Source organism: Pontibacter arcticus (assembly GCF_003284895.1).
GTDB classification, from domain to species: Bacteria; Bacteroidota; Bacteroidia; order Cytophagales; family Hymenobacteraceae; genus Pontibacter; species Pontibacter arcticus.
Genome location: NZ_QMDV01000002.1, coordinates 619,708 through 632,489, shown reverse-complemented (window position 1 = coordinate 632,489; position 12,782 = coordinate 619,708). Strand labels below are relative to the sequence as shown.

Annotated in this window: 9 protein-coding genes; 6 read left to right on the top strand and 3 right to left on the bottom strand. The window is 46.1% G+C overall.

Annotated features, from left to right (window positions below; all coding sequences use genetic code 11):
* Positions 1-37: 37 nt before the first annotated feature.
* The gene (locus DP923_RS07885; protein ID WP_112305289.1) at positions 38-910 is read right to left on the bottom strand and encodes an SDR family oxidoreductase; all 873 of its coding nucleotides are present in this window, start codon (positions 908-910) and stop codon (positions 38-40) included.
* A gap of 126 nt (positions 911-1,036) precedes the next feature.
* On the opposite strand from DP923_RS07885, the gene DP923_RS07880 reads away from it, so the two are divergent.
* The gene (locus DP923_RS07880) at positions 1,037-1,441 is read left to right on the top strand and encodes a nuclease A inhibitor family protein (RefSeq protein WP_112305288.1); all 405 of its coding nucleotides are present in this window, start codon (positions 1,037-1,039) and stop codon (positions 1,439-1,441) included.
* Positions 1,442-1,449: 8 nt separating this feature from the next.
* Here the strand turns inward: DP923_RS07880 and DP923_RS07875 are convergent, their stop codons facing one another.
* On the bottom strand, positions 1,450-2,907 hold the full coding sequence (locus DP923_RS07875) for a phytoene desaturase family protein (RefSeq protein WP_112305287.1): 1,458 nt from the start codon (positions 2,905-2,907) through the stop codon (positions 1,450-1,452).
* Positions 2,908-3,000: 93 nt separating this feature from the next.
* Between DP923_RS07875 and DP923_RS07870 the strand changes: the two genes are divergently transcribed.
* The 3 genes from DP923_RS07870 to DP923_RS07860 all read left to right on the top strand — a co-directional run bounded on the left by DP923_RS07870 (position 3,001) and on the right by DP923_RS07860 (position 5,697).
* The gene (locus tag DP923_RS07870; RefSeq protein WP_112305286.1) at positions 3,001-3,828 is read left to right on the top strand and encodes an SDR family oxidoreductase; all 828 of its coding nucleotides are present in this window, start codon (positions 3,001-3,003) and stop codon (positions 3,826-3,828) included.
* A 75-nt stretch (positions 3,829-3,903) separates the two neighbouring features.
* Positions 3,904-5,175, top strand: coding sequence for a BaiN/RdsA family NAD(P)/FAD-dependent oxidoreductase (locus DP923_RS07865; protein ID WP_112305285.1), 1,272 nt, complete (start codon positions 3,904-3,906; stop codon positions 5,173-5,175).
* A 69-nt stretch (positions 5,176-5,244) separates the two neighbouring features.
* Entirely contained in the window at positions 5,245-5,697 is a 453-nt protein-coding gene (locus DP923_RS07860) for a ferritin-like domain-containing protein (RefSeq protein ID WP_112305284.1), read from the top strand.
* Between the two features lie 313 nt (positions 5,698-6,010).
* Here the strand turns inward: DP923_RS07860 and DP923_RS07855 are convergent, their stop codons facing one another.
* A complete protein-coding gene (locus DP923_RS07855; RefSeq protein WP_112305283.1) occupies positions 6,011-7,906 on the bottom strand; it encodes a DEAD/DEAH box helicase in 1,896 nt (631 codons plus the stop codon).
* Positions 7,907-8,581: 675 nt separating this feature from the next.
* Between DP923_RS07855 and DP923_RS07850 the strand changes: the two genes are divergently transcribed.
* Complete coding sequence (locus tag DP923_RS07850) at positions 8,582-9,124, top strand: hypothetical protein (protein ID WP_112305282.1); 543 nt, start codon at positions 8,582-8,584, stop codon at positions 9,122-9,124.
* Positions 9,125-9,323: 199 nt separating this feature from the next.
* The gene (locus DP923_RS07845; protein WP_112305281.1) at positions 9,324-12,722 is read left to right on the top strand and encodes a UvrD-helicase domain-containing protein; all 3,399 of its coding nucleotides are present in this window, start codon (positions 9,324-9,326) and stop codon (positions 12,720-12,722) included.
* Positions 12,723-12,782 lie beyond the last annotated feature (60 nt).

The following is a 12,782-nucleotide window of genomic DNA, read 5'->3' as shown; positions in this document are numbered from 1 at the left end:
AGCGCCTCTGCTTTTTTGGTATCAGATAAAGTATAACTTACTGGCCTTTGCCGCGCATCTGTTTTTCCATGCCATCCCACATTTCCTGCGGGATCTCATCGAAGCCATTAAACTCACCGGCACCGTACAGCCACTCGCCACCATCAATGGTAACCACCTCGCCATTCACAAAAGATGCAAAATCAGAAACCAGGTAAGCAGCTAAATTTGCCAGTTCCTGGTGCTCGCCAAACCTACCCACCGGAATACGCTTTACCGGGTCCAGCTTATCGGCCAGTTGTTTCGGGAACAGGCGCGTCCAGGCCCCTTCGGTCGGGAACGGGCCCGGTGCAATGGCGTTCGAACGGATGCCATACTTGCCCCACTCCGATGCCAGCGAACGTGTGAGTGCGAGTACACCGGCTTTCGCACACGCCGAAGGCACCACGTAACCGGAACCGGTCCAGGCGTAGGTCGTAACAATATTCAGGATGGCAGCTTGCTGTTTTTGAGCTATCCAGTGCTTGCCCAGCGCTAAGGTACAGTTGTAACTTCCTTTCAAAACAATATCGGTTACTACATCAAAGGCTTTATGGCTAAGGCGCTCGGTTGGGCTTACAAAGTTGCCGGCTGCATTGTTTACCAGCACATCTACCCTGCCAAAACGCGCTAAAGTAGCTTTCAGCATCGCTTCTATCTCGTCATACTTGCGTACATCGCAGGCAAAAGGCAACACTTGTCCGCCTGTTTCGGCTTCCAGTTCGCGGGCTGCCTGTTCCAGCACATCCATCTTTCGGCTGCAGATAACGGCATTGGCTCCCAACTCCAGAAAGTATTTTACCATCGAGCGGCCCAAACCCGTTCCGCCACCTGTTACAATTATTGTTTTGCCTTGCAGGGCATTTTCCCTTAGCATTGGTTCTGCATTCATCGTATAATTTGTTTATTTATTTTGAATGATCACGTACAACACGAACACGCCATGTTTTTCTAAAGATAAGAATCCATTGGAATATAAACCTGAAACCGGAATCAATTTCAAATAATCCTGTAAACTATGACAACAGAACAACTGGAACAAGAATTAAACCGCGCAAGTGATGGCCTCCTGATGCTCAGCGAAACAGATGCACCTTTTGAAGTGTTCGTTCATGAGCAGCCTGCCGGAAACGAGCTGACACATGATGATATAGTAAAGCTTGCCGGCAAGCCCTCCGATTATGGCGTGAAAGTAGAAGAGCTGGATTATTTTTTCAGGAATATGACCAACCTTTCGGATGCAGAAGAACCCCAAAAAGCAGAGCAGGCACAGAGATTCCGCAACCTGCAGAATACGCTACAAAATTTGCTGACTGATGTAAAAGTATACCGTGTAGGCGAGCGTAATATCAGTGTTTTTATACTTGGGAAGACAGCTGATGGAACAATAGCCGGCTTAAAAACACTGGTGATCGAAACCTGATTTAGTGTTTAGTAATGGTCCTGCAGCAATTTACGGGCGGCTATTATGCCGCTTAAGCACACGCCTACAATGCCCTGGCCCGGGTATACCGTATCGCCGCATACATACGCGCCTCTGTGGTCGAGGCGTGCGTCTTTCATTTGCCAGGGTCTAATGCGCTTGTATTGCGGGTAGCCACCTACAAACCCAAACGACCGTTTTGTCCAGAAATGCCAGGCCCCCGGTGTAGCAGACTGATAGGAAATAAGCTGATCCGGCAGTACAAGTCCTGCTTGGTTTAATTGGGTAAGTATGGCTTGTTCGATTACTTCCTTATCCTCAATAAAAGTAGCTGCCGGGTTTGCAACGTGTGTACTGATACTGGCTACCTGTTCGCCTTCGGGTGCACGCAATGTATCTTGTGTATGGCTAAAACTGATAAAGATACTTTTGCTGCCGATGATCGGTAATCCGCCAGGTACATGCAGCTGATGGTGCAGCACTGGAAGCTGCTCTTTTTTCTGAAGGACAAGGCTCATCGTAAACGCTCCGTTCAGTTGCTCGGACTTAAGCGTTTTAGGCTGCTGTTTTTTTCGTATCGGTTCGCTTTCAAAAATGGCCAGGGTGTTGTTTAGCGGAATGCCACTTAGCACAAACCGGGCTTCAAACTCCTCTTTCTGCGTAACTACTTTATACTTTCCTGTTTCCGGAAGTATAAATTTTACTTCCTGGCCATACTTGATCATTGCGTCATTCTGCAAGCAATAGTTAAGCACCGGACTAACCAGGTTGATCAAACCGCCATCGATGTAATAGTTAGAGTAAAGCGTGTAACACAAGGCCGTCGCTCCGAAAAGCTCGTTCACTTCACCGATGTGGTTCTGAGCCGTTATTAAAAGTTGTTCGTTCACAAAATCCACAAACAGCTTATTATCAAGCAGGCCGTAGCGTTTTAACAAATCCTGCACTGTCCGGAAAGCACCGGGAATCAGCTTTAATTGAGCGGGCCGGAAAGCTGCAATGGCCTGAAAAAGATCGCTGAGGTTAGAAAAAGGAAAATTCTGCTGCTGTAGCGATACTTTCCATACCTGCTGACTGATGCGGTAACAATGCTCCCAGAACTCCCGCTGTTTATTTTTCCCGAAAACACGCTCAGCTTCCTGTATCCATTGCTGCAGATCCTGGTAACGGGTTACTATTTGGCCGTTAGTAAGATGCACCTGCATAGGCGTTTCGAGTTTGCGGAGGTTTGGCAGCGTAATACCGGTTTCTTTTAGCAAATAACTTAGCGGCATGTGTTTATCTAAGCCAACCAACGTGGTGGCTCCCGTTTCAAACCAGTAGTTTTTACGGTTATAAGCTGTGGCGCAACCTCCGGGGTATTTGGCCTGTTCCAGGATACAAACTTTCAGGCCTTGTTTGCATAAAAGCGCAGCAGCTGTGAGCGAGCCGAAACCGGAACCGATAATGATCACATCATACCGCATTTATGTGTTATTTTGTAATATCATGCTGCTATCCTCTTTCAGGAAACTTTAACCGGATGCCGGGCCATTTGTTATAAAGTATAAATAGAAATTATGCGCGCTAAAGCAGATATAAGTATAATGGGTTGCGGCTGGCTGGGGTTGCCATTTGCAGAAGAACTTGTAAAGAAAGGCTACCAGGTAAAAGGCTCCACTACCCGGACCGAAAAACTACCAATTCTTGAGGAAAAGAACATCAATCCTTACCTGATCAACCTGCAGGATGCTGATATGAACCCGGCAGACTTGGATGATTTTCTGAATGCTGATCTACTGCTGGTAAATATTCCGCCCAAGCTGCGTTCTGATGGCGGAGCGGGCTACCTGGAGCAGCTGCATTTGTTACGAAATGCGCTTTTAAAATCTCCGGTAAGTAAACTACTGTTTGTTTCATCTACGTCTGTTTACCCTGACCTGAACCGCGTTGTGACCGAAGAAGACAGTTATTACCTGTCTGAAAAAGACGCATCAAACGCGTTGCTGCAGGCTGAAAAACTGTTTCAGGAATGTGAGGAGTGGCTGGCTACTGTAGTTCGTTTTGCAGGTTTGGTTGGCCCGGGCAGACAACCCGGCCGTTTTTTTGCAGGCAAAAAGCAGGTGCCCAACGGCGATGCGCCGGTTAATCTGATACATCTGGATGATTGCATCGCCATCTTTTTAAGAATCCTGGAGCTCGAAAAATGGGGTCAGGTATACAATGCCTGTTCAGATCAGCATCCGCTACGCAAAGATTTTTATACTTCTGCAGCCTTAGCCGCAGGCCTGGAACCGCCACAGTTTAATCTCATGACCGAAACAAACTTTAAACTGATCAACAGCCAGAAACTGAAAGATGAACTGTCCTTCGTTTTTCAATACCCCGACCCGATGACTTTCTTTTAGTATCTTTGCAGCCGGTAACTGACCGTTTAAAGTATAGTTTGCCATTACCACTCTGCTTCGTTACGCTCTTTTAACATGCATCCTGAATCCCAAATAAAGTCTAGAATTGTTGTAATTGGTGGCGGCGCAGCCGGTTTTTTCGGGGCTATTGCCTGCGCCGAAAAAGCCCCGGAAGCAGAAGTTATACTACTGGAAAAAAGTACGAAGCTGCTTTCTAAAGTGCGCGTGTCAGGTGGTGGTCGCTGTAACGTAACGCACCATTGCTTTGTGCCTTCGCAGTTTGCACAGAACTATCCGCGCGGTGGCAAGCAACTAAAAGAAGCCTTTAAACTTTTTGGTGCTGCAGAAACGGTTGCGTGGTTCGAGCAACGCGGTGTAAAGCTAAAAGCCGAAGCAGACGGCCGCATGTTTCCGGTAACAGATAACTCCGAAACCATTATCGACTGCCTATTAAAAGCTGCCCGTCAGGCTGGCGTACAGATCAAAACCGGCGTAGGCGTAAACAGAATTCAACCTGAGAAAGCTGCTTCCGGCTCGCAGCAATTTATACTTTCGCTGAGCAATAATTCGACGCTGGTGGCTGATAAAGTGCTGGTGTGCGCTGGTGGTAATCCAAAGTCAGAAAACTATAACTGGCTGCGTGAACTGGGCCATGCCATACAGGAGCCTGTTCCGTCTTTATTCACGTTTAATGTACCTGCTTCCCCATTCAAAGAGCTACAGGGCATTTCGGTGCCACGCGCTAAAGTCCGGATTGCCGGCCAGAAACTTGAGAATGAAGGGCCGTTGCTGATCACCCATTGGGGTTATTCCGGGCCAGCTGTGCTTAAGTTATCGGCCTGGGGGGCGCGCAGTTTTCACGATCAGCAGTATACCTTTACAGCGCTCATCAACTGGATACCGGATTTTACGGAAGAAGCGTTGCGTGCCGAATTACAGCAGTACAGGCAGGCACATCCCAGAAAAGTGGTGAGCACGAACCCCTTGTTTGGTTTGCCGCAACGGCTTTGGCGCAGCATGACTTTGCTCGCAGATATTAATGAAGAAGTGAAATGGGCAGATCTTCCTGCAAAAAATACAAATAAACTATTAGAAGCGCTGATCAGGGCGCAGGTAGAAGTAAAAGGCAAGACTACTTTTAAAGAGGAATTTGTAACCTGCGGTGGTGTAGATCTGAGCTCCGTAAACATGCGAACCCTGGAAAGTAAACTAGTGCCCGGTTTATACTTTGCCGGCGAAGTGCTTGATATTGATGGCGTAACCGGAGGCTTTAATTTTCAGGCAGCCTGGACGACTGCTTACCTGGCCGGAAACGCGATGGCTGCATCTCTTGTAAACCTAAAATAAAGAGCAGTAACCAAAAAGTTATAAATATAGTATGATGGCTAAACAGAACATATCATAACCTAAATAACTATGGAATCTAATACCGAATTATTCCCGACAATACATCATTTGATCGAACGCTGCAAAGATGGCGCTAAAGGATACGCCACGGCCGCCGAGGATGTAGAAGATCAGGACCTGAAAGACCTGTTCAGAAAATATGCCGTACAACGCGACAGCATGATCACGGAGTTACAGGACCAACTGCACAAACTGGGCAAAACCGATAGCGAATCCAGCTCTATTGAAGGCGCAGTACACCGTGCCTGGATCGATCTGAAATCTGCTTTAACATCCAGAGACAGAAAGCGCGTGCTGGAAGAATGTGAGCGTGGCGAAGACTATGCTGTTAAAGCGTACGAAGAAGCCTTAGCCACAGAATTACCGGCACAAATAAAACAAGTTGTGCAGCAGCAATACCATGATGTGAAAAATGCACACGATCATATCCGTTCTTTACGCGATGCAGCCCGCAACGCTTAATTTATACTTTGGAAAGGAAGGAGCTTCGGCTCCTTTTTTTTTGCCTATACTTCTTGAAAAAGGATTGCATAAAAAAACACGGGTTACATCCGTCTGATGTAACCCGTGTTAAAAATCAGCTGCTTTCGCAGTTAATTATATTTATAAGTTCTTTAACGGATTAGGAAAGTATACAGTTATACTTTTTTTGAAAGGCCTTAAATGCAAAAAGGCTGACGTTTCAAGTCAGCCTTTTCTAAACATTAATTGAAGTTTTTATACTTCAAACTGTATACCTGGTTATACGAACCTCATTTGTAGAGGTTGCAGGTTTCTAGAATCTTCTTTTACGGAATCCTCCACGGTCGCTACCTCTGTCACGGTCTCCACCGCCACTACCAAATGAGCGTCCTCCACGGTCTCCGCCTCTATCGCGATCACCGCCGAAAGAACGTCCGCCACGATCACCTCCACGGTCGCGATCTCCGCCACCACCGTAAGAGCGCTCGCCACCAGAACGGCCGCCACCGAAGCTGCGTCTTTCACCGCCACCGCCGGAACGTCTATCACGATCACCACGGTCTCTGTCGCCAAAGCCAAAGTTTTCGCCTTTTCTTTCCTGGCTTGCGCCTTCGGAGTTTTTCTTATCAGATTTCTCTACAATAACCATACGTCCTTCCACTTCGATACGGCCCATACGCGCTAGGATATCTGCAGTGTACTCGGTTGGTACTTCCACGAAGCTAAACTTATCGTACAGGTCGATGTCGCCAACTTTACCTTCCGGTATATTGCTGTTGCTGGCTAAAAGATCGATCAGGTCGCGTGGGTGAACGCGGTCTTTTTTACCGATAGTGATAAACAAACGATCAAAACCTTCTTTGGTACGGTTCAGGTTTTTCTCGGCTTCGGCACCTTTTTCTTTAACCTTGGCTTCTTTCATGCTCATTTTAAGGAGCGCTGCAGCAACATCAAGTGGTGTATAGCCTTCTGTTTCGTTCACGAAACGCTCGATACGCGTTACATGCTTGGTTAAAGCGCCTTTCTCCAGTACTTCCTTCACTTTTGTAAAGAAAAGGTTTGTACGGATCTCGTTTACATCTTCCATACTTGGTACGGATTGTAAAACGATCTTCGCTTTGGTAAAGCGCATGATGTCTTTCAGTTTGAAACCATCCGTACGGCCACCTACAAACGAGAAAGCTTTACCTGATTTACCAGCACGACCTGTACGGCCAACACGGTGTACGTAAGCTTCTTCGTCCTGCGGAAGGTCGTAGTTAAATACGGCTTCTACGTTGTCTACATCAATACCACGGGCAGCCACATCTGTTGCTACCAGTATTTCTAATGTTCCATTACGGAACTTGGCCATCACGTTTGAACGCTGGTTCTGGTTCATGTCGCCGTGTAAGCCGTCAGCAAAATAGCCGCGTGCCTGCAGGTCTGCTACCAGGTCATCCACCATACGCTTGGTATTACAGAAGATGATCACCGCTTTCAGGTTGTACATATCCAGTAAGCGGGATAGCACTTCCATTTTGGCGCTGCTTCTTACTTCGAAGTATACCTGCTCGATGTTACTGACAGTCAGCTCCTGGTGTACCACTTTCACGATAACCGGATCTTTCTGATAACGCTTAGTCATCTCCATGATCGGCTTCGACATGGTAGCTGAGAAGAAGATTGTCTGACGCTCTTCCGGGATACGCTCCAAAACATACTCAATGTCTTCACGGAAACCCATGTCAAGCATTTCGTCTGCTTCGTCTAATATGATTTTGGTAACTTTATCCAGTTTAAGCGTGCCACGCTCGATGTGGTCCATTACACGACCTGGTGTACCGATCACGATCTGTACACCCTGCTTTAAAGCACGTAGCTGACGCTCATAAGGCTGTCCACCATAAATGGGAACTACGCTGATGCCTGTTTTATACTTTGAAAGTTTCTGAATCTCACCTGAAACCTGGATGGCAAGCTCGCGAGTAGGGCAAAGGATCAATACCTGTACACTACGGTCGTCTGGGTCAATGCCTTCGATGGCCGGAATACCGAACGCGGCCGTTTTGCCTGTACCCGTCTGGGCCTGGCCTATAATATCTCTTCCTTCTAATACAACCGGGATTGCCTGTGTCTGGATGGGGGAAGCTTCTTCGAAGCCCATGTCTGCGATTGCTCGCTGAACTTCCGGCGAAAGCGAAAGTTCGTCAAATCTGATTTTGCTCATCTAAATTACTTATCTACAATATTACTTACATCTGGAGGCAGCCTGCTCTAAAAAACCATTTCTCATTGCCAGAGAGCGAACGACACTAAACACCCAGGGTAACCATCTGTAGGGATAACCTCTATGCAGCAAATCAGACTGATCCAAATCAAATGCAAAGGTAGTCATAAATAAGGAATATAACTAAAAGGAGTGCCTTTTTAATTTTAAGGGAGCAACAGTGATGATCTTTTAATAATATAGAACTATTTTAATATAATTCTCTCATTTTATGATTAAAGGTATAAATAAAACAGTATAGTTTAATTTAATATTGGATTAAGGTAACTTATACCCTAATTGTGCGTTACTAACTCCATCTTAAACAAACAGAAGCGTTATTTGACATTAGCTGAATCAAAGCGACGGTATCTATTTTACCTCCTTTACTATCAGGCGTAATTGCATCATTTAATCCACTCAGATTGAATTGTGGTATAAATACTAGCGCAGTTACCTGGTTAAATATGCAACCAGATTACCGTTTACCAATACCCTGCACCTACCGCGCCCTTCTTTATTAAAGCTAATGAGACTTAACATTAAAGCTAATGAGACTTAACTTTTGGTTGCTCCTGCAACTTGTTATGAAGCTTAGTAAATAGTATAAACCAAACACAACCAACACCTTGACCTATGTTGCACTTCTCCAAAATTTCGTCTCAGGGCAAAGACTTTAATCTGATCGCGTCTGGCGCGCTTGCTTTTAAGATCCATAACAAGATATTGAAAGACGAAAGCTTTATAGCCAATGCCAAAATCAGCCGCAACATGCTCCTTGGCAGCACCGCTATCAAACCTGCCGGCGCACAGAAAAAAGTTTTCTTTGTGATCATCTCAGACCTGGACAAGCTGAACACCGAAGCACTCTGCAAAATGATCAGCAAGGAGCGTGCTAACGGAAGTTATGCCGTATGCCAGGTTATCCCGATGTATTATAATGAGCCATCCTTTAAGGCCCTGAAGATGCTTCGCCAGAATTTTGATGAAGTAATCGAACTGAACAAACTTACTTTGGGTGGCGGGAAAGCGCTGGTAAGCACTGAACAGCAGCATTGTATGATTACGGAATATTCCATTTCGATGGCCCGCATCATGTACCATGTTTGCGTGAAAGACTTCGTGTCGGCACCTGCCCGTAAAGTAGAAAAACGCTACGAAGAAAACACGTTAGCTTAGGCTGACTTACCATATAATACTAAACTCCGGTCTTATAAAAGGCCGGGGTTTTACCTGCGTTTTATACTTTGCTGTAAGTAAATCAAGTTGCACACATCAACTGTTTTCCTTGCATTTCCGGCTCCGATTCTTTAGATAATTTTTCCATTCCCGGCAGTTTGCTTGTATCTTTCGTGTGCCAATACGATAACAGCAGCTTATGCCATCCAGCTTCAAAATATATTCTTCTTCTGCCGGCTCCGGTAAAACATACCACCTTACCAAAGAGTACCTGAAGCTCGCACTTCATACCCCCGACCCGGACTATTACCGCTCCATACTGGCCATAACATTTACAAATGATGCGGCCGCCGAAATGAAGGAACGTATCCTGGGTGCCTTGCGTGGCTTTAACGATACCACGCAATCAGAAAAAGCAAAGTATAAAAGTGAGCAATTGCTGCAAAGTATAACAGAGGATTTACAGGAAGATTATCCAGAAGAAAACCTGGAGATTGAAGATATCCGCCTTCGCGCGGCCACTTTGTTTACGCAGGTGCTTTATAACTACTCTGATTTTAGTGTGAGTACCATTGATAGTTTTGTGAACAAGATCGTGCAGGCTTTTACCCGCGAGCTTAACATCCCCTATAATTTTGAAGTTGACCTGGATTCGCAGACGCTGGTAAATACGGCGGTGCAGTTGCTGTTAGATAAAGTATCAAACTCCAAAGATGATCTGTTATCGGAAACGCTGGAGCAGTATGCCTTGGAAAAAGCGCGTGAAGGCCGCAGCTGGAATACCTTACCTGATGACCTCTCCGACTTTGCCAAAAACCTGCTGAACGAACAAGTATACGAAGCAGTAACGGATATCCAGAACCTTAGTTTAGAAGATTTTAAAACCATCCGGTTTGAGTTACTCGATACAAAAAAGAAGATTGAAGAAGCTACGCAGGAAGCCGCGCAGCAAGCCCTGTCAAGTATAAATGATGCCGGCCTCTCTCCTGCTGATTTTTTCCAGAGCACGCGGGGTTTGTATGGGTATTTTACAAAGTTTTCGAGAGAGACAGACCTGACCTATGGCAACAACTACGCCCGCCAGACCATAGAAGATGATAAGTGGTACGCCGGCAAAGCAAGCGCATTTACCAAAAGCCAGGTGGATAGTATAAAGCCAACTTTAACAGAACTGTACTATCACCTTGAAAGTATAAAAGAGCAGTTTGGCAAAACGCTGACGCTGATAAATTCCATTGTTCCGCACCTGTACAAAGTATCGGTTTTGAACGAGCTGGAAAAGTGCCTGCAGGAAATTAAACGCGATAAAAATACGGTTCATATTTCTGAATTTAACAAGCGCATTATTGATATTGTGATGCAGGAACCGGTGCCTTTTATTTATGAGCGGCTCGGCGAAAAGTATAACCACATCCTGATCGATGAGTTTCAGGATACTTCCGTTTTACAATGGAATAACTTATTGCCTTTAGTTGATAATGCGCTGGCTTCGGGGCATTTTAGTATGGTGGTAGGCGATGCCAAACAAGCCATTTACAGGTGGCGCGGCGGCGAGATGGAACAAATTCTGCACCTCTACAAAGGCAACACCAAGAAACTTTACGAAAATCGCCGCCACGGAAGTATGATCCGGGAGCGATACGAATCCGTGGACCATGCCCTGAGCCCGCAGGAACTCAACAAAAACTACCGGAGCCGCACCGAGATCATCGACTTTAACAACGCGCTGTTTACTTACATCAGCAACACGCACCAGGAATTCGGTATGTTTACTTCCATTTATGATGAGAAGTTTGTGCAGCTTTCACCGGAAGGCAGCACCAACACGGGTGGTCATATCCAGATCATGTTCACGCACCCTGATGATAGCAATTACAAGTATAACCTGAATGACTGTACACGCACTACCGAACTGTACGAAGACTATGCGCATGAAAAAATCCTGACCTACGATGAAAGTATGCTGCAACTGGTGCTGCAGCTCGTTAATCAGGGTTTGGAAGATGGTTATAGTTTGAAAGATATGGCCATACTTTGCCGGACCAATGCTAAAAGTAAGCTGATCGCTAATTTCCTGAAAGAGCGCAAGTATGATATCATTTCCCAAGACTCATTATCCTTGCAGTTTGCCGAAGTGATTAACTTTATCATTGCGCTTTTCCGGGTGTTTAACCGGCCCAACGATACGCTGGCAAAATCCGAAGCTTTGTACCTGGTTTGCGCCGTTGCCCTGGAAAGAATTCCGGATACGGAAACCACGCAGCGCATTGCCCAGATCGCTAATGATAAAGATCCGCAGGCTTTTTACGACCAGTTGCGCCTGTTTGGCTTCGATGTAAAGGAACGCGAAACCGGCAACCTTTCCATCTACGAATTAACCGAACAACTCATCCGCATCTTCGATCTGCTGGACCATAACAACGAAAGCGAATACCTTTTCCGGTTCCTGGACCTGGTGCTGGAGTATAGTTTAAAGAACAGTAACAACCTGAATAATTTCCTGGGGTATTGGGAGGTGCAGAAAGAGAAGCTGAGCATCAACACCCCCAAAGACCGCAACGCCATTACCATTACCAGCATTCATAAATCCAAAGGCCTGGCCTACCCCATCGTGATCATTCCGTTTGCGGACTGGAGCACCGAGCCCATGACACGCGCCCTGATGTGGAGCCACCTGCCCGACGATATCACCGTAACCGGAAAGCTGCGCAGCGTAGCCGTAAACGTGAGCTCGAAACTGGACCAAACCATACTTGCTGAAAAGTATAAAACTGAAATCGAGAAGACTTTTATCGAAAACCTAAACATGCTGTATGTGGCCCTCACCCGCCCCATAGACCGACTCTATTTAATAGGCAACAGCAAAGACCTACAGGACGATAAAAAAGCAGCGCGTGCGCTTGAGGGAAGTGCAAAAAACATTAGCCATCTGTTGTATCGTTTTTTGGTGCACAACCAAGTCTGGAATGCCGGGCAGTTTTGTTACCAGCTGCACAAAGGCGGTTTGCAACAGCAACAGGCAAGTATAAATTCGGAGAATACTTTTAATCTTACCTACTTAACAACTTCGGACTGGGCTAAGCGGCTGCAACTGAAACAACACGCCAATAACGTGTTCGATTTTGAAACTCAGACCAAGCAACGCGCGCTCAACAAGAAGTTGCATTACGCCCTGGCTCGTATTATTAAGGCAGAAAATATGGATACCGTGCTGCGCCAGATGGTTTACGAAGGCATCATCAGCGACCGAGAAAAGCCTGCGCTTCAGGAACGTGTACAGCAAGTTGTACAGCACCCGAAACTACAGCATTATTTCTCTGATAAAGTAGTGGTCGAGCACGAAAAAGAACTGCTCGATGCGCGCGCTTACCTTTACAAACCAGACCGCGTCGTTTTTGACGGAAACCAGGTAATGCTCATCGAATTCAAGTTGCCGCCACCCGAACCAGAGCACCGTAACAAACTCGATCATTATGCCGTGCGCTTTAAGCAACTAGGTTTCGAGCAGGTAAAATGTATACTTTATTACTTCGATACGGAGCAGGTTTTAGAGTGGCATTACGGCGGAAAAAGTATGCAGGTCGGTCTGGCCTTATAATCATGAATCAAGAAAAACCTATAAACTAATATCCAATTCCCTCTCCTGTTTTTAGGAGGG